Source organism: Paraburkholderia sp. BL21I4N1 (assembly GCF_002973525.1).
Taxonomy (GTDB): domain Bacteria; phylum Pseudomonadota; class Gammaproteobacteria; order Burkholderiales; family Burkholderiaceae; genus Paraburkholderia.
Map to the genome: position 1 here is coordinate 121,339 of NZ_PVEN01000017.1, position 18,532 is coordinate 139,870.

Consider the following 18,532-nt stretch of genomic DNA (forward strand, 5'->3'; position numbering starts at 1 on the left):
CCGAGAGAAGCGCATGACCAACAAACCCGCCCCTACCGAAGTTGCCATCCACGAGCTGATTGCAGGCCGCTGGAGCCCGCGCGCGTATTCGAGCGAGCCGGTGAGCCGCGAGCATCTGCACGCCGTGCTGGAGGCGGCTCGCTGGGCCCCTTCGTCGTATAACGCGCAACCGTGGCGTTTTCTCGTCTTCGATCGCAGTGTCGACGAAGTCTCGTTCAAGAAGGCTTTCGCTACGCTGGTGCCGTTCAATCAGGGCTGGAATGCGCCGGCGCCGGTGCTGATCGCGGTGACGACGCACACGTTGACCAGCAAGGGCGAAGTGAACCGCTGCGCGCCGTACGACGCGGGCGCGGCGGCCATGGCGCTCGTGTTGCAGGCCCATGCGCTCGGCCTCGCCGCGCATCAGATGAGCGGCTTCGATCCGAACGCGTTCCGCACGGCTTTCGAATTGCCGAGCGACGTCGACGTGATCTCGATCATTTCGCTCGGTCATTACGGCGAAGTCGACAAGCTCGACCCGGTCCTGCGCGAACGCGAGAAGTCGGTACGTCAGCGCTTGCCGTTGGCGGATATCGCCTATGGCGGCGCGTGGAAGAAGGCGTTCTGAGCGGCAGCACGCCTGGGTATCGCGGCTTCCGTAGAAGTTAAAAGTTAGAGGTTAGAAGCAGTCATAAACGCGCGGCGCCGACCGCGCGTTTTTTATTCCGTACCGTGCCGATCGTCCTGCCCGTCAACTACGCTCGAAAGCGGCGCGGCGACGCTCTCCAGCGACTTGCGCTCGGCGTCCACGCCCCAGAACGCCGCAATCACCGCAGCCGCAAGCATCAGCCCCGAGCCGACCAGATAGCCCGCGAACACCTCGCCGCGCTGATGCGTATCGATCAGGCGGCCGAAGAACGCCGGCCCCGCGATGCCGCCCAGCGCCGTGCCGAAGGCGTAAAACACGGCGATGGCCAACGCCCGGATCTCCAGCGGAAACGATTCGCTGACCGTCAGATAGGCCGAACTCGCCGCCGCCGACGCGAAGAAGAAAATCACCATCCACGCGATCGTCTGCGTGACGACGGTGAGCAGGTGCTGCTCGAACAGATAGCCGCTGATCGTCAGCAGGATCGCGGACAGGCCGTAGGTCGCGGCAATCATCTTGCGTCGTCCGATCACGTCAAACAGCCGGCCGAGCAGCAGCGGCCCGAGGAAGTTGCCTAGCGCGAAGGGCAGCAGATACCAGCCGATGTGGTCGCCCGGCACCTGATAGAAATCGGTCAGCACCAGCGCGTAGGTAAAGAAGATCGCGTTGTAGAAGAAGGCCTGCGCGGTCATCAACGAGAGGCCGACCAGCGCGCGCCGTCGGTGGACGTTGAAGAGGGTATGGAATACCTCGCGCAGCGGCGTGTGATCCCGCGCACGGAGCTTCAGACGCGTCAACTCGTGGTCGGCAAGCTCGTGCCCTTCGCGGCGAAAGCGTGTCTCGATGCCTTCGACGATCGAGCGCGCGTCGCGCTCGTCGCCGTGCGTCAGCAGCCAGCGCGGACTTTCGGGCACCCAGATGCGCATCGGCAAGATAGCCAGCGCCAGCACCGCGCCGATAAAGAAGCACGCGCGCCAACCCCAGTCGGCCGGCAGCAGATGCGGATCGAGCAGCACCAGCGAACCGGCCGCGCCGAGCCCCGCGCCTACCCAGAACGTGCCGTTGATGCCGAGATCGGTCCAGCCGCGCACGCGGGCCGGCGTGAATTCCTGGATCGTCGAATTGATCGCCGTGTATTCGCCGCCAATCCCGGCGCCGGTGAGAAAACGAAACAGCAGAAAACTGGCCAGATTCCACGACAGCGCAGTCGCGGCCGTGGCCGCCAGATACAGCGCCAACGTGATGAAAAACAACTTGCGCCGGCCGAGCCGGTCGGTCAGCCAGCCGAAGCCCAGCGCGCCGAGCACTGCGCCGGCGATATAGGCGCTGCCGGCCAGTCCCACGTCGGCGTTGGAAAAGTGCAACGACGGACTCGACTTCAACGCGCTCGCCACCGCGCCCGCCAGCGTGACCTCCAATCCGTCGAGCAGCCACGTCACGCCTAGCGCGACGACGATCAGCGAGTGAAAACGTCCCCACGGCAAGCGGTCGAGCCGCGATGGCAAATCCGTCTCGACGACGGCGGCGGTTTTTTCGTGGACAGCGGCGGTAGGCGGCGCGCTCATTGCTCGAAGTCTCCTCAAGTCCGAAAATTGGCGGCGTATCCTGTCGAATTCAGCAATATTCATTCCGTCGGGCGGCCCTTACGTGTGAATGCGAGCGGCCCACAAGCGTCAGTTGATGCTGGTTGGGCTTTCGTGTTACAAAGCCGCTCCCCTTTCTGTCCGCGCCAGCCGTGAGCGGCGATTCCTGCCATGAACTATTGCGCGATTGACTTCGGTACTTCCAACTCGGCCGTGGCCGTTCCCGACGGCGGCGTGCTCAGGCTCGCGCCGGTCGAGGGCGCCTATACGACGCTGCCCACCTCGGTGTTTTTCAACACCGACGAGAACACCCGCGAGTTCGGGCGGGCGGCGCTGGCCGCGTACATTGACGGTTTCGACGGCCGGCTGATGCGCTCGATGAAAAGCATTCTCGGCTCGCCGCTCGCCGAGAATTCGACCGATCTCGGCGACGGCTCCGCGATCAAGTACACGGACGTCATCGCGATTTTCGTCGACCATCTGAAGCGCTCGGCCGAAAAGACCACCGGCGCGCCGATCAGCCGCGCCGTGTTGGGCCGGCCGGTGTTTTTCGTCGACGACGATCCCCGTGCCGATCAGATGGCGCAGCAGCAGCTCGAAGCGGCCGCTCGGTCGGTCGGGTTGCGGGAGATCCACTTCCAGTATGAGCCGATCGCAGCCGCGTTCGACTACGAGTCGCATCTGACGGAAGAGGGGCTCGTGCTGGTGGCCGACATTGGCGGCGGTACGTCGGACTTTTCGCTGGTACGCGTCGGCCCGCAGCGCATGACCCGCGTGGAGCGCAAAGACGACGTGCTGGCGCATCACGGTGTGCACGTCGCGGGCACGGACTTCGACCGCCGCGTCGAACTGGTCACGATCCTGCGCGAGCTCGGCTATCAGGCGCTCGATCCGGAAGGCCGCGAGATCCCGAACCGGGTCTATTTCGATCTGGCGACCTGGCACCTGATCAACACCGTCTACGCGCCTAAACGCGTCAGCGAACTTTCGCTGATGCGGCACCTGTTCACCGAGGTCAAGCACCACGACCGTTTGATGCGCGTGGTGGAACAGCGCTTCGGCCACGCGCTGGCGGCGCACGCGGAAGAAGCGAAGATCGGCGTGGCGGCGGGCGGCGAGACCGTGATCGATCTGGATGAAGTGGAAGACGACCTGCGCCTCGCGTTCGACGAAGCGCAGTTGATCAAAGCGGGCCAGGACGAAACGCAGCGTATCGTGCAGGCGGCGCGCGACACGGTGCAGGCAGCCGGCGTTGCCACGCGCGATGTCAGCGCGATTTACTTCACCGGCGGTTCGACGGGTTTGGCGTTTCTATCGGGCGCATTGGCGGCGGCATTTCCCGACGCCAAACCGGTATTCGGCGATCGTCTCGCCAGTGTCGCGACAGGTCTCGGTATTCACGCGCGACGTCTCTTCGGATAACCGGATTAATCAATCGCATACCGCGAAGATAATCACCGCGAGTCGTTGCAATAGATATAAAAAAACCCCGCCGAGGCGGGGTTTTTTTGCATCCGGAAGGAAGCGTTTAGCTTAAGCCGGCTTGATGTTAGCCGCTTGCTTGCCCTTCGGGCCCGTCTTCACTTCAAACGTAACCTTTTGGTTTTCTTGCAGCGTCTTGAAGCCTTCCGTGCGGATTTCCGAGAAATGCGCGAACAGATCTTCGCCACCGCCGTCCGGCGTGATGAAGCCAAAGCCCTTTGCGTCATTGAACCACTTGACGGTACCGGTTTCCATATTACTTGTTCCTAAAGATGGTAAATAAGGCCGAAGCCCAGAAAGTGCATGAAAATCAAGGAAGGGGGTAATGGGACCAACCGGAGTACCGTTGATGGGCGAACTACGAAAGACCAATTCACTCGCCGCTTGAAATCCTGCCCCGACTTTATACGGCCATTTTGAGAGAAGGTCAACACTCTCCTGGCAACTTTCCACAAATTCGGGCAACGGGCGTAAAAGTTGCTTACAAAGCTTGCTGTTCGTCTTATTTTTTTGCCAGGGAGAACCCTTGGTTTGGCTGCAGCGCGAGGGTGCAACCGTTAAACTACGCGCCGCGCGTCGGTTGCACCTGATTAGAATGGACCGTCGCCGCTTCGAGATGCCTGTCACCCGTCCCGCTCCAAGCGACGTCACGTGGTGCCGGTATGGCTCGGATGCAAATTTGCATAGGTCCGGAGTCGGTGCTAAATCACCCACTCCGGCCGACACAGGAGAAGACGTGAAAAGTTCTATACAACGGAACATCGGGCCGGTAGCGCTGCTGCTGACTGGCTTGGGTTCGATCATCGGATCGGGCTGGCTGTTCGGCGCGTGGAAGGCTGCAAAAATTGCCGGCCCGGCTGCCATTTGTGCATGGGTGATCGGCGCGGTCGTGATTCTCGCGATTGCGTTGACCTACGCCGAACTCGGCGCGATGTTCCCGGAGTCCGGCGGCATGGTGCGCTACGCGCGCTACTCGCATGGCGCGCTGGTCGGTTTCATCAGCGCGTGGGCCAACTGGATCGCCATTGTCTCGGTGATTCCAATCGAGGCTGAAGCCTCCATTCAATATATGAGTACCTGGCCGTATCCATGGGCGCATGCGCTATTCGTGGATGGGTCACTAACTCATAACGGGTTATTCCTGTCCGCGGCGCTCGTGATCATTTACTTCATGCTGAATTACTGGGGCGTGAAACTGTTCGCGCGTGCCAATTCGGCGATCACGATCTTCAAGTTCCTGATTCCCGGTGCGACGATTCTCGGTTTGATGTTCACGGGCTTCCATCGTGAAAACTTCGGCGAAGCAAGCAGCTTTGCGCCGTATGGCTGGTCGGCGGTACTAACCGCCGTGTCGACGAGCGGTATCGTGTTCGCGTTCAACGGTTTCCAGAGCCCGATCAATCTCGCGGGTGAAGCGCGCAATCCTACCAAGAGCGTGCCGTTCGCGGTGATCGGTTCGATCCTGCTCGCGCTGGTGATCTACGTGCTGCTGCAGGTCGCGTACATCGGCGCGGTGAATCCGGCCGACGTGATGAAGGGCTGGAGCCACTTCAACTTCGCTTCGCCGTTCGCGGAACTGGCGATCGCGCTGAACCTGAACTGGCTGGCGATCCTCCTGTATGTCGACGCGTTTGTCAGCCCGAGCGGCACCGGCACGACTTACATGGCGACCACCAGCCGCATGATCTACGCGATGGAACGCAACAACACGATGCCGAAGATGTTCGGCAACGTCCACCCGTTCTACGGCGTGCCGCGTCAGGCGATGTGGTTCAACCTGCTGGTCTCGTTCATCTTCATGTTCTTCTTCCGCGGCTGGAGCTCGCTGGCGGCGGTGATTTCGGTGGCGACCGTGATCTCGTACCTGACTGGCCCGATCAGCCTGATGGCGCTGCGCCGTGCGGCGACGGATCTGGAGCGTCCGCTGCATATCGTCGGCATGAAGGTGATCGCACCCTTCGCGTTCGTTTGCGCGTCGCTGATCCTGTATTGGGCAAAGTGGCCGCTGACCGGCGAAATCATTCTGCTGATGGTCGTCGCGCTGCCGGTCTACTTCTACTTCCAGGCGAAGTCGGGCTTCGGCGGCTGGGGCCGTGACCTGAAGGCGGCATGGTGGCTGGTGGCTTACCTGCCGGTGATGGCGATCCTGTCGCTGATCGGCAGCAAGGAGTTCGGCGGTCGCGGCGTCTTGCCGTACGGCTGGGACATGCTGGTCGTTATCGCGTTTTCGCTAGTGTTCTATTACTGGGGCGTGCACAGCGGCTATCGTTCGGAATACTTGGACGAGCGCGATGAGCACGACGAAGTGCTCGAAGGCATGGGCGCGCATTAAGCCGTTGCGTTTAGCCTGAGCGCTGTTTGCCGGACGGTGGTGGGTTAGGTCCGGTACAGTACGATGCGTAAAAAAGCCCGCCTGAGGTGACTCAGGCGGGCTTTTGTTTTGGCGCGATGGCTTGGCGCGGCGGGCTGGCGCAGGGCTATGTTGCGCCGCTGTCGTGCCCGCGATCGGATCAGGCGTTGCCGAACACGTAATTCGTCATCGCAAGCGAACGCTGGTAGGTTCCGAGCGATTGAATCGCCAGCGAGTAGTCGTCGTCGGCCGCGCCCAGCGCCGCGAAGACGGGCAGCAGATGCTCGTCGGTCGGATGCATCAGCACCGCGTGCGGCGCCTGGCGGCGATAGTCGAGCAGCGCGTCGATATCGTGCGCGGCCAGTTTGTCCTCGAACCAGTCGGTGAATTCGGCGACGCGCGGATCGGCATCTTCCGGGCGCGCGGAGAAATCCGCCGCGCGCAGGTTGTGCGTAATCTGGCCGGAGCCGATCACCATCACGCCGTCGTCCTTCAGCGAGCGCAGCGCGCGGCCGACACGGAAGTGATGCGCCGCGTCCTGATGCGGCTGGATCGACAACTGCGCGACGGGCACGTCGGCGTCGGGGAACATCAGTAGCATTGGCACCCAGGCGCCGTGATCGAGCCCGTGCGGCTGGACGTCGGTCAGCACGCCCTGTTCGCCCAGCAGCGCGGCGGCGCGTCGCGCCACCTCGGGCGCGCCCGGCGCCGGGTACTGGATTTCGTACAACTGACGCGGAAAGCCGTAGAAATCGTGGATGGTTTCCGGCGCGGTGGACGTGCTCGCCACCGGCTGTGCCGTGCCCCAGTGGGCAGACAGCATCAGCACGGCTTGCGGACGCGGCAGCTGCGCGCTCAGTACGCCGAACTCGGCAGACGGCAGCGACGGGTCGATCGGCAGCGTGGGCGCGCCGTGGGACAGGAAAAGCGAAGGCAAGCGGTTCATGTCAGCAACGCAGCCTGGAGGGCAGGGCGTGAAAGTTGGGTTGCTATCAATATAGGTTCGCACCGCGGTTTGATAAACGGGCGAAAATGGAATTGATTGTGTCGCTGACGTTGTTAATGGCGGGCGTTTGACGTCAGTCCTGCGCGTCCCGCAACCCATGCCACACGGGTGACATAGCGGGACCGAGCGCAAACAGATCCAGCACGCGCGACACCGTGTGATCGACCATTTCGTCAATAGACGCGGGCTGGTTGTAGAACGCCGGCAGCGGCGGGAAGATCACGCCGCCCATCTCCGTGACCGCGGTCATGTTGCGCAGATGCGCGAGATTGAACGGCGTTTCGCGCACCAGCAGCACGAGCCGGCGGCGTTCCTTCAGGGTGACGTCGGCGGCGCGGGTGATCAGGTTGTCGGAGAAACCGTGCGCGACGCTCGCGAGCGTCTTCATCGAGCACGGCGCGACGACCATGCCGTCGGTCGCGAACGAGCCGGACGCGATACTCGCGCCGACGTCGCGCACCGAATGGACGACATCCGCGAGCGGATGCACGTCTTCTTTGCTCAGCTGGAGTTCGTGCTGGATATTGAGCCAACCCGCGCTCGAAATCAGCAGATGGCTCTCGACGCCGCCCAGCCGGCGCAACGTCTCGAGCAACCGGATGCCGTAAATGGCGCCGGTTGCGCCGGTGATCGCGACGATCAGCCGGCGGGGCGCCGCAGCGCGTGTTTCCATGGCTCGCGGCGCCTTAGATGAACGCGTGAGGTTCGTGAGCGAACGGTCGAACCGGGGCCGCTCAGGCCGCGGCGAACAGTTGCTGCAGTTCGCCTGATTCGTACATTTCCATCATGATGTCCGAGCCGCCGACGAATTCGCCCTTCACGTAGAGCTGCGGAATGGTCGGCCAGTTCGAGAACTGCTTGATGCCCTGGCGGACTTCGTCGTCTTCGAGCACGTTGACGGTTTTGATTTCCGCGACGCCACACGCCTTCAGGATCTGGATGGCGCGGCCGGAAAAACCGCACATCGGGAACTGGGCGGTGCCCTTCATGAAGAGGACGACGCCGTTTTCGTCGACGATTTGCTTGATGCGTTGTTGCGTATCCATGACTGACCTTGCGGTTCCGTGATGTGTAGGGAATAGGCTGAAATGATAGCGGATTTCGGTATAGCCGGCCGAGCACCGCTTCGACCTTTGGAGGACTTCGGTGTGAATGGTGTTTAGAGGGCGGGTCCGATGCCGGCTTCAGCCCGGCAACTGCCCGCCGCTGATTCGTTCGATGCCTGCCAGATCCCGCTCTGAGCGCACCTGCCTGAATCCTTGCGCCGTCAGCAGCGCGCGGACAGCTTCGGCTTGATCGTAGCCGTGCTCTATCCACAGAACGCCGTTGGCGGCAAGGTACGCGGGCGCGCCGGCGACGATCGCGCGGATCGCGCTGAGGCCGTCGGCTTCGTCGGTGAGTGCGCCGCGCGGCTCGAAGCGCAGATCGCCTTCCGCCAGATGCGGATCGCCGCTCGCGATATACGGTGGATTGCTGACGATCACGTCGAAGCGCAGGGCCGCCTCGAGCGCCGAGTACCAGTCGCTTTGGCTCAAAACCATGGCGCCGCCGGGGCGCTTTGCGTCCAGCAGACGCGTGGCGTTGCGCGTAGCGACAGCCAGCGCTTCAGCGGAACGATCGATCGCGTGGACTTGCGCGTCCGGCCGCGTCGATGCGATCGAGACCGCAATGGCGCCGGTGCCGGTGCCGAGATCGAGCACGCGCGGCCGCGACAGACCTTCCATGGCCGCCAACGCGGTCTCCACCAGCAATTCGGTTTCAGGCCGCGGAATCAGCACGTCCGGCGTGACTTCGAAATCGCGGCCGAAAAATTCCCGTGTGCCGACCAGTTGCGCGACCGGCTCACCGGCCGCCCGCCGCGCTTCCAATACGCGATAACGTTCGACCGCAGCGCGCTCGAGCGTTTCATCGCTGCGCGTAATCAACTGCGTAGGCCGCCAGCCGAGCACGTGCGTGAGCAGAATCCGCGCTTCGAGCGGCGGCAGCGGCGACGCGCGCAATAGGGCGGCGGGCGTGACAGGCGTGGCGTTCATCGTTAGCGCTTTAGTCCGAATCGCCCAGCGAAGCCAGCAACTCGGCCTGATGTTCGCTGACGAGCGCCGCGATCAACTCGTCGAGATCGCCGTCCATGAGCGCGTCGAGGCGATACAGCGTCAGGTTGATCCGGTGATCGGTCATGCGCCCTTGCGGGAAGTTATACGTGCGAATCCGCTCCGAGCGGTCGCCCGAGCCGATCAGGCTCTTGCGCGTAGCAGCTTCTTTCGCGTGCTGCTCTTGCGACTGCTTGTCCTTGATGCGCGCGGCCAGCACCTTCAGCGCGCGGTCCTTGTTCTTGTGCTGCGAACGGTCGTCCTGACATTCGACGACGATGCCGGTCGGCAAATGCGTGACGCGCACGGCCGAATCGGTCTTGTTGATGTGCTGCCCGCCCGCGCCCGACGCGCGGAACGTGTCGATCCGCAGGTCGGCCGGATTGATTTCGACTTCGCCGATTTCGTCCGCTTCCGGCATGACCGCGACCGTGCACGCCGACGTGTGAATGCGCCCTTGCGTTTCGGTGGCCGGCACGCGTTGCACGCGGTGGCCACCCGACTCGAATTTGAGCTTCGAATACGCGGCTTCGCCGGCGATCCGCACGATCACTTCCTTGTAACCGCCCAGATCCGATTCGCTTGCCGACATCATCTCGACCTGCCAGCGATTGCGTTCGGCGTAGCGTAGGTACATACGCAGCAGATCGCCCGCGAACAGCGCGGATTCGTCGCCGCCGGTGCCCGCGCGGATTTCGACGTAGATATTGCGGTCGTCGTTTGGATCCTTCGGCAGCAGCATTTTTTGCAGCTCCGCGCCGAGTTTCTCCATCCGCTCGCGTGCCGCGCGAATTTCTTCTTCGGCGAAGTCGCGCATCGATGCGTCCGTCAGCAGTTCCTGCGCGGTCTCCGCGTCGTTCATGGCCTGGCGCCACAGCGCGTAATGCTCGACCACGGGCCCCAGTTCCGCGTGCTCGCGCGTGAGCTTGCGGTATTGATCGAGATTCGAGGTGATGTCCTCGCGGCTCAACAGGTCGTTCAGTTCGGCCAGCCGGGTAGTGAGCTGGTCGAGCTTGCGTTGCATGCTCGTTTTCATCGGACGGGGTTCGGAGCGGACTCCGGAAAGGACGGCGCTAGGGAAATGGGCTGATGCCCTGGTCAGAAGCACGTCGCGGGCCACCGTGGGTGGCGCGGACCGCGTGGCGGAGGCTGCGCCGCTAACGCTCCGTGGAACCGGAGTGTTTGTAGAAACCGCTCATCAGTTCGATGAGCGTGTCACGGTTTTCACTGCTCGCGCGATTGAGCGCGTGCGTGGGTCCGTGGATCAGCTTGTTGGTGAGCGCTTGCGACAGCGCTTCGAGCACTGCGGCCGGATCGTCGCCGCGCGCGAGCATTTTCTGCGCACGTTCGACTTCGGCACGCCGCAACACGTCGGCTTGCGTATGCATATGGCGGATCACCGGCACGATGCTGCGCGCGTCGAGCCACTGCATGAAGTTCTGCACGCGCGTTTCGATGATGGCTTCGGCTTGCGCGACCGCGGCCTGACGCGATGCATTGCCTTCGCGGACAATCGCGCCGAGATCGTCGACGGTGTACAGGAAGACGTCTTCGAGCTTGCCGACTTCAGGTTCGATGTCGCGCGGTACCGCCAGATCGACCATGAAAATCGGCCGGTGACGACGCGCTTTCACAGCCCGCTCGACCGCGCCCAGACCAATGATCGGCAACGTGGACGCCGTGCACGACACGATAATGTCGAACTCGTGCATGCGCGTGGGCAATTCCGACAACGGAATGGCACGGCCGTTAAAGCGCTCGGCGAGCCGCGTGCCGCGTTCGGCCGTACGGTTCGCGACCACCAGTTCGCGCGGCTGCTGCGCGGCAAAGTGCGTCGCACAAAGCTCGATCATTTCGCCCGCGCCGATGAACAGCACGCGCTGGTTCGAGACCTTGTCGAAAATACGTTGCGCGAGCCGCACGGCGGCTGCGGCCATTGAAACCGACTGCGCACCGATTTCGGTGGTGCTGCGTACTTCCTTCGCGACGGCGAAGGTGCGCTGGAACAACTGATTCAGATAGGTGCCGAGCGCGCCGGCTTCGGACGCGGTGCGCACCGCGTCCTTCATTTGTCCGACGATTTGCGTCTCGCCCAGCACCATCGAATCGAGGCCCGACGCGACGCGGAACGCGTGGCGCACGGCTTCCGACTGCGGCAGCGCGTAGACGTGCGGCGCGAGTTCGTCGATAGGCAGATTGTGGTATTTCGACAGCCACTGGATCGCGGCTTCGCGCGCGGCCTGGTCGTCGGTGACGCAATACAGCTCGGTGCGATTACAGGTGGACAGAATCGCCGCTTCCGGCGCCGTGCGGGCCGTGCGGCCGAGCCAGGCGCTCTTGAAGGTGTCCAGTGCAGGCTTGATCTGTTCGAGCGGAAACGCCACGCGTTCGCGCAAGGCGACAGGCGCAGTGTGGTGATTGATTCCGATCGTTAGAAGCTGCATTTGGGGGAGCTATGGTTTAGCCCAATATTATAGCGTTTCCAAGATTCTTACATTGGACGCGTGTCAACCCACTTCTGCAACGGCCTCTACAGTCGTCTCCAGCGGGATCGCGTCGAGTTGATAGCCGTAGCCGTAAAGCGGAGTCAGACAGTAGCCGAGTTCCGGGCGCAACTGCAATTTAGTGCGCACGCGCGACGCGTGTGTGTCGACCGTCCGCGACTTCAGGTCACGGCGGCGCGACCAGACGCTTTCGAGAATATGCGCCCGCGACACGGGGCGAGACAGATTGTTGAACAGCAGCAGCGCAAAGCGGAATTCTTTCGGCGTCAGCGTGACCGTTAGATTACGAAATGTGACGGCTAGCGCGGCTGTGTCGAACGCATAACCGCCGATCACGTCGCGCCGACGGTTATGCGGCCGCCGCAGTCCGGCGCGACGCAGCAAAGCGTCGACCCGCGCGAGCATTTCGGGGCCACGAACCGGCTTGCTGAGGCAGTCGTCGGCGCCGGCGTGCAGCGCCGCGACGATCTGGCTTTCGCGCGGCGCGGACATCAGCACGATCACCGGCAAGCCGGGCAGGACAGAGCGGGCGCGTGGAATCACGTCTTCGGCGGAGTGGTCGCCGGCCCAGCTTTCGGTCATGAGGAGATCGAAAAAGTCGTCTGCTGCGTGCTGCAGGAACGGCGCGCTCGCGGTGAAGTGATAGCAGACGTGGCCGCCGGCAAAAATCAGCCGGCCAACCAGTTTGGCATGCGGCAGGTCAGGTTCAATCAGGGCGATTCGCATGGCGCGCTTTCAGCGTGGCAATGTCCGGAACCAGGCATATCCGTAAGGCCCGCAGCTTGCCTTACATCACACCGACCCCTAAACTCAACCGCTATGCGGAAAGCGCCGTGCTGAACTTCTATAGTTAATGAGACAAAAATGCTAGCTGTCCTGGCCCCTTGCGCCCATGAGACAAATCTGAAAGTGCGCGGGGTCGGCTGCTAATGGGGTGGCCCGGTGTCGTCATATTGGGCTTGGCGATCGGCCTGGCGGGCTGGTGGCTGCATCCGTCGCGCCGCTCGAGCCGCGCCCGTTGGTGGATGGCACTGCTGGCCGGGGTAGTCGGCGCGTCTGTCGCGCTCATGGCCGGCAATGTGACCGGTCTCTTTCATGATGGCGACACGCTCGAATGGCCGGTTTGCACCGCCGTTGCGTTGATCGCCGTTGCCGTGACGGTCGGCTCGCTTTCCCGTCGATGAATATTTGCAGGTGACTCTGATGAACGCCCGACTTCCCGAAACATCCTCTATTCCTGAACGGCTCGCCACTTTGCGTGACGCCATGGCGCGCGAAGGCGTGGCCGCTTATCTCGTGCCGTCCGCGGATCCGCATCTTTCCGAATATCTACCGGGGCGCTGGCAAGGCCGGCAATGGCTATCGGGTTTCACCGGCTCGGCGGGCACGCTGGTCGTCACGGCGGATTTTGCCGGTGTCTGGACCGATAGCCGCTATTGGGAACAGGCCAATGCGCAACTGTCCGGCACGACCGTTCACTTGATGAAGATGACCGGCGGCCAGCAGACCGCGCCGCATTTCGAATGGCTCGCGCAGAACGTCGCGAGCGGCGGCACGGTGGGCGTGGATGGCGCGGTGCTCGGCGTGGCCGCGGCGCGCTCGCTCACCTTGGCGCTCGGCGCGCGTGGCGTGAAGCTGCGCACCGACGTCGATCTGTTCGACACGATCTGGCCGCAGCGTCCGTCGCTGCCGGCTGCCGCCGTGTTCGAACATGCCGCGCCGCATGCGGGCGTCGCGCGTGCTGACAAGCTTGCGCAGATTCGCCGTGCGATGGCGGAGAAGGGCGCGCAATGGCACTTCATTTCCACGCTCGACGACCTCGCATGGCTGCTGAATCTGCGTGGCGCCGACGTCAGCTATAACCCGGTGTTTGTCGCGCATGCGCTGATCGGTGAGAACCGCGCGTCGCTGTTCGTGTCGGACGGCAAGGTGCCGCAAGCGTTGGCCGACGCGTTGGCGTGCGACGGCATCAGCGTCGAGCCCTACGCGAAGGCGGCCGATGCGCTGGCAGCGCTTCCAGCCAGCAGTGCGTTGCTGATCGACCCGCGTCGGATCACTTACGGTTCGCTGCAATCGGTGCCGTCCACGGTCAAGGTGATCGAGGCGGTCAACCCGTCCACGTTCTTCAAGTCACGCAAGACGGAAGCTGAAGCCGAGCACGTGCGCGAGACCATGGAGCAGGACGGTGCGGCCCTCGCGGAATTTTTCGCGTGGTTGGAACGCGCGCTGGAGCGTGGCGAAACCCTCACCGAAATGACTATCGACGAACGTCTAACGGCTGCGCGCGCACTCCGTCCGGGGTTCGTGTCGCTGAGCTTTGCGACGATCGCGGGCTTCAACGGGAACGGCGCGATGCCGCACTATCGAGCGACCGAGGCTTCGCATGCGGTGATCGAAGGCAACGGGTTATTGTTGATCGATTCGGGTGCGCAGTATCTGAGCGGCACGACGGACATTACCCGCGTCGTGCCGGTCGGCACGCTCAGCGAGGCGCAACGGCGCGATTTCACGATCGTGCTGAAGGGCACCATGGCGTTGTCGCGCGCGCAATTCCCGCGTGGCATCCGTTCGCCGATGCTCGACGCGATCGCCCGTGCGCCGATCTGGGAAGCCGGCGCCGATTACGGCCACGGCACCGGTCATGGTGTGGGCTACTTCCTGAACGTGCATGAAGGCCCGCAAGTGATTTCGCACTACGCGCCGGCCGAGCCGTGGACCGCCATGGAAGAGGGAATGATCACCTCGGTCGAGCCGGGTATTTACCGGCCGGGAAAATGGGGCGTGCGGATCGAAAACCTCGTGCTGAACGTGCCCGCGGAAAAAACGGAGTTCGGCGATTTCCTCAAGTTCGAGACTTTGACGCTGTGTCCGATCGACACGCGCTGCCTCGACCTGTCGCTGCTGCGCGACGACGAACGCGCGTGGCTCAACGCGTATCACGAGACGGTGCGCACGCGTCTGTCGCCACATGTTTCCGGTGACGCCAAGGCGTGGCTCGACTTGCGCACGCAGCCGGTTTAAGCGCCGCAACCCATCTAAGCGCCGCAGCGAATCGGCGTTCGAACGGAGAAAGAGTGCATGGCGATCAAGGCAGTGGTGTTCGATTTCGGCGGCGTGTTGATCGACTGGAGCCCCGAGTATCTGTATCGCAAGCTGATTCCGGACGAGACCGAGCGGCGCTGGTTTTTGACGCATGTGTGTTCGATGGATTGGGTGATCCGGCAAGACGGCGGCCAGCCGATCGCCGAAGCAACAGACGAACTCATCGCGAAGTTTCCCGACCACGAAGCGCTGATCCGCGCGTTCTACGAACGCTGGCATGAGATGGTGGCCGGCGTGCTGGAACAGGGCGTGGCGCTGATGGAAAAGCTCGAAGCCGCCGAGGTGCCGCTGTTCGGGTTGACCAACTGGTCGGCGGAGACGTTTCCGTACGCGTGGGAGCATTACCCGGTGCTGCGGCGGTTTCGCGACGTCGTCGTGTCGGGGCGCGTGGGGCTGGCAAAGCCCGATCCGGCTATCTTCGCAGCCATGCTCGAGCGGATCTATGCGCAGATGCCGGGCATTGAGCCCGGCGAGCTGGTTTTCATCGACGATAACCTGAAGAACGCCGATGCCGCGACGGCGCTCGGCTGGCATGGTGTGCATCACACCAGCGTCGAGCAAACGGAAGCGGAATTGCGCGAGTTGGGTTTGCCGGTTTGAGTGGGGTGGCTGTTTAAGCGAAGCGGGCGGGGCGGTTTCCGGGCAAGCCTACGCAAACCCAGCCAACCCGAGCCAAGCTAAGCCGTTTCGCCTCCGCTCTAAACTGCGAACCGCTACTGCCCCAGCAAATTCTTCAACGCATTCCCCAAGCCCTTCACGGTTTCCCCAGCACCTTTCGCCACGCCCTCGACGCTCACTCCCAGCGTTTTCGCAAAGTCCGCGCCGATCCGCTTGACGATGCCTTCCCGCACCGAGAACTTCGGATCGCGCAAATTTCCGTCCAGGACGAAATGCAGGGTGATGTCGCCGTTGTGCGCTTTGAGCGCGGCAATGGCCGCTTTGGTGGGAATCGACATGAAGGTGTCGAGTGGATCGCCGCTGTCGGCGAGTTGCAGGTTGTGGACCGTCACGGTGCCGGGCGCATGCAACTGATAGTTGCGCACGGTCGAGTCGACCGTCAGATCGACCGTGCCGCCCGTGACTTGTGCTTTCGCGCCGGCCTTTTTCAGCAGGTACGGATCGAGCATCGTGACATCGACGCCGCGTAGCGTGCTGGTGGTTTGCGAATCCTTGCTGGCGATCTTGATCCAGCCGTAAAACGACACGGTACCCGTATGCGCCGGCCCTTTGATCGAGCCGGTGAGGTTCACGTTGGTCGGCTCGCTGAGCGCGGGCAGATGCAAGTGGTCGACGGTAGCGTTGGCGTTGCTGACCGTCACTTTGAAGGCCGGCGGGCCGACCGTCATGTCGTAGAAGTGGAAGTTGCCCTGTTCGAAGCTGATGTGATCGATCAGCTTGTCGCGCGGTGTCGCGAGCGCTGCCGCACCGCTGGCCTGATCGTCCGCCTGATTCACCGATTGCCGCAGATTCGGCAACAGACCGATCGTGCCGTCTTTCGCGCGCAACACGGCCATGTCGAAACCGCGCACCACCACGCTGCGCAAGTGCATGCGCCGTGCGATCAGATCGCGAATGTCGGGTGTGAGCGTGATTTCGTCCGCTCGGAGCGGGTCGCCGGCGGGCCAGCCGGGCGGCGCCTTGAGCACGACGTTGGTGAGATGAACCGAGGTGAGGCCGACGTCGATACTGTCGGCGCTACCCAAAGGGCCGAGCGCCGCGATCACTCGCGCCTTCACTTCGCGCTGCGCGAATTGCAACGCGCCGATCGCGACGACGATCAGCACCAGCAGCACACCGCCTACGGCAACGATCCAGCGCTTGCCCTTCGACATCGCCATGCTAATTGCCTCCTCGTCACCGCGTGTGACGCGGCGTGGCTATGGCCGGCTTTTGAGCGCCGTGGCCTCGCGCTGATCGTGGCACGCAATGCGTGTGCCTTGCGGCCTCGTGCCGAACAAAACAACAAGCTCAACGGGCGGCCCGTCTGTTCGCCGAGCCGCCCGCCAACCCAACGCCTTATCGTGCGATCGGCTTGTAACGCAGACGCTTCGGTCGAGCGGCTTCTTCGCCGAGACGCGCGCGTTTGTCCGCTTCGTATTCCTGGTAGTTGCCGTCGAAGAACGTGATTTGCGAATCGCCTTCGAACGCGAGGATATGTGTCGCGATCCGGTCGAGGAACCAGCGATCGTGCGAAATCACCAGCACCGAACCCGCGAATTCGAGCAACGCGTCTTCCAGCGCGCGCAGCGTTTCGACGTCCAGGTCGTTCGACGGTTCGTCCAGCAGCAGCACGTTGCCACCCGCGATCAGCGTCTTGGCCAGATGCAGACGACCGCGCTCACCGCCCGACAGGTTGCCGACCAGCTTCTGCTGGTCGCCGCCCTTGAAGTTAAAGCGGCCGATATACGCGCGCGACGGCGTTTCGTACTTGCCCACCGTCAGCACGTCCGCGCCACCGGCGATTTCGTCGAACACGGTCTTCGAGCCGTCCAGCGCGTCGCGGCTCTGGTCCACGTACGCCAGCTTGACGGTCGGGCCTTGCACGATCTCGCCCGAATCCGGTTGTTCGCGGCCGGTCAGCATGCGGAACAGCGTCGACTTACCGGCGCCGTTCGGACCGATGATGCCGACAATCGCGCCCGCCGGAATCTTGAAGCTGACGTTGTCGAGCAGCAGACGGTCGCCGTACGACTTGCTGACGTTCTTGAACTCGATCACTTCATTGCCGAGGCGATCGCCGACCGGGATGAAGATTTCCGAGGTTTCGTTGCGCTTCTGGTAGTCCTGGCTGTTCAGTTCCTCGAAGCGGGCGATACGCGCCTTCGACTTCGCCTGACGGCCCTTCGGGTTCTGACGGACCCACTCCAGCTCCTTCTTGATCGCCTTCTGACGCGCCGATTCGGACGACTCTTCCTGCTTCAGGCGCTCTTCCTTCTGGTCGAGCCAGCTGCTGTAGTTGCCCTTCCACGGAATGCCGTGACCGCGGTCGAGTTCGAGAATCCACTCGGCGGCGTTGTCGAGGAAGTAGCGGTCGTGAGTCACGGCGACGACGGTACCCGGAAAACGCGTCAGGAACTGCTCGAGCCAGTCGACTGATTCGGCGTCAAGGTGGTTGGTCGGCTCATCCAGCAGCAGCATGTCCGGCTTTTCGAGCAGCAGCTTGCACAACGCGACGCGGCGCTTTTCACCGCCCGACAGATGCTCGATTTTGGCGTCCCACGCCGGCAGACGCAGCGCGTCGGCGGCGATTTCGATCTGCTGCTCGGCGTTGCCGTCGGACGTGGCGAGGATCGCTTCGTACTTGGCTTGCTCGGCGGCGAGCGCGTCGAAGTCGGCGTCTTCTTCCGCGTAGGCCGCGTAGATTTCGTCGAGCTTCTTCTGCGCGTTGAACACGTCGCCGAGGCCTTCCTCGACGGCTTCACGCACCGTCTTGTTCGGGTCCAGTTGCGGTTCCTGCGGCAGGTAGCCGATGTTCAGGTTCGGCATGGGCGTGGCTTCGCCCTCGATGTCCTTATCGACACCCGCCATGATGCGGATCAGTGTCGACTTGCCCGAGCCGTTCAGGCCGAGCAGGCCGATCTTCGCGCCGGGGAAAAACGACAGCGAGATGTCCTTCAGGATTTGACGCTTGGGCGGCACGATCTTGCCGACCCGGTTCATGGTGAAGACGTATTGGGCCATTTGTTCGCAATTGACGTTGACGACGCCGGCCGCGTAGGGGCGGGCGGTCGTGGGGTGGATGGGTAATCGGTATTGATGGCCGGGCAGAGCGCCCGGCGCCGGCCGG

The 18,532-nt window shown here is 63.0% G+C and carries 17 protein-coding genes; 6 read left to right on the forward strand and 11 right to left on the reverse strand.

The window, feature by feature from the left end; genetic code table 11:
- Positions 1 to 13 precede the first annotated feature (13 nt).
- Positions 14 to 607: a nitroreductase family protein gene (locus B0G83_RS31030; protein WP_181157139.1), complete on the forward strand. Its 594-nt coding sequence runs from the start codon at positions 14 to 16 to the stop codon at positions 605 to 607.
- 92 nt (positions 608 to 699) lie between these two features.
- Here B0G83_RS31030 and B0G83_RS31035 read toward each other — a convergent pair whose 3' ends face one another.
- The gene (locus tag B0G83_RS31035; protein ID WP_105511162.1) at positions 700 to 2,193 is read right to left on the reverse strand and encodes an MFS transporter; all 1,494 of its coding nucleotides are present in this window, start codon (positions 2,191 to 2,193) and stop codon (positions 700 to 702) included.
- Positions 2,194 to 2,382: 189 nt separating this feature from the next.
- Between B0G83_RS31035 and B0G83_RS31040 the strand changes: the two genes are divergently transcribed.
- Complete coding sequence (locus tag B0G83_RS31040; RefSeq protein ID WP_105511163.1) at positions 2,383 to 3,633, forward strand: Hsp70 family protein; 1,251 nt, start codon at positions 2,383 to 2,385, stop codon at positions 3,631 to 3,633.
- A 111-nt stretch (positions 3,634 to 3,744) separates the two neighbouring features.
- Here the strand turns inward: B0G83_RS31040 and B0G83_RS31045 are convergent, their stop codons facing one another.
- Complete coding sequence (locus tag B0G83_RS31045) at positions 3,745 to 3,948, reverse strand: cold-shock protein (protein WP_060858913.1); 204 nt, start codon at positions 3,946 to 3,948, stop codon at positions 3,745 to 3,747.
- A 481-nt stretch (positions 3,949 to 4,429) separates the two neighbouring features.
- On the opposite strand from B0G83_RS31045, the gene B0G83_RS31050 reads away from it, so the two are divergent.
- The gene (locus tag B0G83_RS31050; RefSeq protein WP_105511164.1) at positions 4,430 to 6,025 is read left to right on the forward strand and encodes an APC family permease; all 1,596 of its coding nucleotides are present in this window, start codon (positions 4,430 to 4,432) and stop codon (positions 6,023 to 6,025) included.
- Between the two features lie 178 nt (positions 6,026 to 6,203).
- On the opposite strand, the gene B0G83_RS31055 is transcribed toward B0G83_RS31050, so the two are convergent.
- The 7 genes from B0G83_RS31055 to B0G83_RS31085 form a co-directional block, all read right to left on the reverse strand.
- Positions 6,204 to 6,989 carry a class III extradiol ring-cleavage dioxygenase gene (locus tag B0G83_RS31055; RefSeq protein ID WP_105511165.1) on the reverse strand — a complete coding sequence of 262 codons (786 nt, stop codon included), beginning with the start codon at positions 6,987 to 6,989 and terminating at the stop codon, positions 6,204 to 6,206.
- 133 nt (positions 6,990 to 7,122) lie between these two features.
- Complete coding sequence (locus B0G83_RS31060) at positions 7,123 to 7,722, reverse strand: UbiX family flavin prenyltransferase (RefSeq protein ID WP_105511166.1); 600 nt, start codon at positions 7,720 to 7,722, stop codon at positions 7,123 to 7,125.
- A 61-nt stretch (positions 7,723 to 7,783) separates the two neighbouring features.
- On the reverse strand, positions 7,784 to 8,095 hold the full coding sequence (grxD, locus tag B0G83_RS31065; protein ID WP_035554969.1) for a Grx4 family monothiol glutaredoxin: 312 nt from the start codon (positions 8,093 to 8,095) through the stop codon (positions 7,784 to 7,786).
- 138 nt (positions 8,096 to 8,233) lie between these two features.
- Positions 8,234 to 9,082, reverse strand: a complete 849-nt coding sequence (prmC, locus tag B0G83_RS31070) for a peptide chain release factor N(5)-glutamine methyltransferase (RefSeq protein WP_105511167.1) — start codon at positions 9,080 to 9,082, stop codon at positions 8,234 to 8,236.
- Positions 9,083 to 9,092: 10 nt separating this feature from the next.
- Positions 9,093 to 10,175 carry a peptide chain release factor 1 gene (gene prfA / locus B0G83_RS31075; RefSeq protein ID WP_105511168.1) on the reverse strand — a complete coding sequence of 361 codons (1,083 nt, stop codon included), beginning with the start codon at positions 10,173 to 10,175 and terminating at the stop codon, positions 9,093 to 9,095.
- A 121-nt stretch (positions 10,176 to 10,296) separates the two neighbouring features.
- Positions 10,297 to 11,583: a glutamyl-tRNA reductase gene (gene hemA, locus B0G83_RS31080; protein WP_105511169.1), complete on the reverse strand. Its 1,287-nt coding sequence runs from the start codon at positions 11,581 to 11,583 to the stop codon at positions 10,297 to 10,299.
- A 63-nt stretch (positions 11,584 to 11,646) separates the two neighbouring features.
- Positions 11,647 to 12,369: a response regulator transcription factor gene (locus B0G83_RS31085; protein WP_105511170.1), complete on the reverse strand. Its 723-nt coding sequence runs from the start codon at positions 12,367 to 12,369 to the stop codon at positions 11,647 to 11,649.
- A 203-nt stretch (positions 12,370 to 12,572) separates the two neighbouring features.
- On the opposite strand from B0G83_RS31085, the gene B0G83_RS31090 reads away from it, so the two are divergent.
- The 3 genes from B0G83_RS31090 to B0G83_RS31100 are packed head-to-tail and all read left to right on the forward strand — an operon-like array spanning position 12,573 to position 15,345.
- On the forward strand, positions 12,573 to 12,827 hold the full coding sequence (locus B0G83_RS31090) for a hypothetical protein (protein WP_105511171.1): 255 nt from the start codon (positions 12,573 to 12,575) through the stop codon (positions 12,825 to 12,827).
- A 19-nt stretch (positions 12,828 to 12,846) separates the two neighbouring features.
- The gene (locus tag B0G83_RS31095; protein WP_105511172.1) at positions 12,847 to 14,664 is read left to right on the forward strand and encodes an aminopeptidase P family protein; all 1,818 of its coding nucleotides are present in this window, start codon (positions 12,847 to 12,849) and stop codon (positions 14,662 to 14,664) included.
- A gap of 57 nt (positions 14,665 to 14,721) precedes the next feature.
- Complete coding sequence (locus tag B0G83_RS31100) at positions 14,722 to 15,345, forward strand: HAD family hydrolase (RefSeq protein ID WP_105511173.1); 624 nt, start codon at positions 14,722 to 14,724, stop codon at positions 15,343 to 15,345.
- 113 nt (positions 15,346 to 15,458) lie between these two features.
- Here the strand turns inward: B0G83_RS31100 and B0G83_RS31105 are convergent, their stop codons facing one another.
- Complete coding sequence (locus B0G83_RS31105) at positions 15,459 to 16,583, reverse strand: DUF748 domain-containing protein (protein WP_105511174.1); 1,125 nt, start codon at positions 16,581 to 16,583, stop codon at positions 15,459 to 15,461.
- 178 nt (positions 16,584 to 16,761) lie between these two features.
- Complete coding sequence (gene ettA, locus B0G83_RS31110; protein ID WP_105511175.1) at positions 16,762 to 18,426, reverse strand: energy-dependent translational throttle protein EttA; 1,665 nt, start codon at positions 18,424 to 18,426, stop codon at positions 16,762 to 16,764.
- Positions 18,427 to 18,532: the final 106 nt, after the last annotated feature.

What these genes read in the sequence shown, in the direction of transcription:
- B0G83_RS31030 (WP_181157139.1), top strand. Translation starts at nt 14, where the DNA reads ATGACCAACAAACCCGCCCCTACCGAAGTTGCCATCCACGAGCTGATT.
- B0G83_RS31035 (WP_105511162.1), bottom strand. Translation starts at nt 2,193, where the DNA reads ATGAGCGCGCCGCCTACCGCCGCTGTCCACGAAAAAACCGCCGCCGTC.
- B0G83_RS31040 (WP_105511163.1), top strand. Translation starts at nt 2,383, where the DNA reads ATGAACTATTGCGCGATTGACTTCGGTACTTCCAACTCGGCCGTGGCC.
- B0G83_RS31045 (WP_060858913.1), bottom strand. Translation starts at nt 3,948, where the DNA reads ATGGAAACCGGTACCGTCAAGTGGTTCAATGACGCAAAGGGCTTTGGC.
- B0G83_RS31055 (WP_105511165.1), bottom strand. Translation starts at nt 6,989, where the DNA reads ATGAACCGCTTGCCTTCGCTTTTCCTGTCCCACGGCGCGCCCACGCTG.
- B0G83_RS31060 (WP_105511166.1), bottom strand. Translation starts at nt 7,722, where the DNA reads ATGGAAACACGCGCTGCGGCGCCCCGCCGGCTGATCGTCGCGATCACC.
- grxD (WP_035554969.1), bottom strand. Translation starts at nt 8,095, where the DNA reads ATGGATACGCAACAACGCATCAAGCAAATCGTCGACGAAAACGGCGTC.
- prmC (WP_105511167.1), bottom strand. Translation starts at nt 9,082, where the DNA reads ATGAACGCCACGCCTGTCACGCCCGCCGCCCTATTGCGCGCGTCGCCG.
- prfA (WP_105511168.1), bottom strand. Translation starts at nt 10,175, where the DNA reads ATGAAAACGAGCATGCAACGCAAGCTCGACCAGCTCACTACCCGGCTG.
- hemA (WP_105511169.1), bottom strand. Translation starts at nt 11,583, where the DNA reads ATGCAGCTTCTAACGATCGGAATCAATCACCACACTGCGCCTGTCGCC.
- B0G83_RS31085 (WP_105511170.1), bottom strand. Translation starts at nt 12,369, where the DNA reads ATGCGAATCGCCCTGATTGAACCTGACCTGCCGCATGCCAAACTGGTT.
- B0G83_RS31090 (WP_105511171.1), top strand. Translation starts at nt 12,573, where the DNA reads ATGGGGTGGCCCGGTGTCGTCATATTGGGCTTGGCGATCGGCCTGGCG.
- B0G83_RS31095 (WP_105511172.1), top strand. Translation starts at nt 12,847, where the DNA reads ATGAACGCCCGACTTCCCGAAACATCCTCTATTCCTGAACGGCTCGCC.
- B0G83_RS31100 (WP_105511173.1), top strand. Translation starts at nt 14,722, where the DNA reads ATGGCGATCAAGGCAGTGGTGTTCGATTTCGGCGGCGTGTTGATCGAC.
- B0G83_RS31105 (WP_105511174.1), bottom strand. Translation starts at nt 16,583, where the DNA reads ATGGCGATGTCGAAGGGCAAGCGCTGGATCGTTGCCGTAGGCGGTGTG.
- ettA (WP_105511175.1), bottom strand. Translation starts at nt 18,426, where the DNA reads ATGGCCCAATACGTCTTCACCATGAACCGGGTCGGCAAGATCGTGCCG.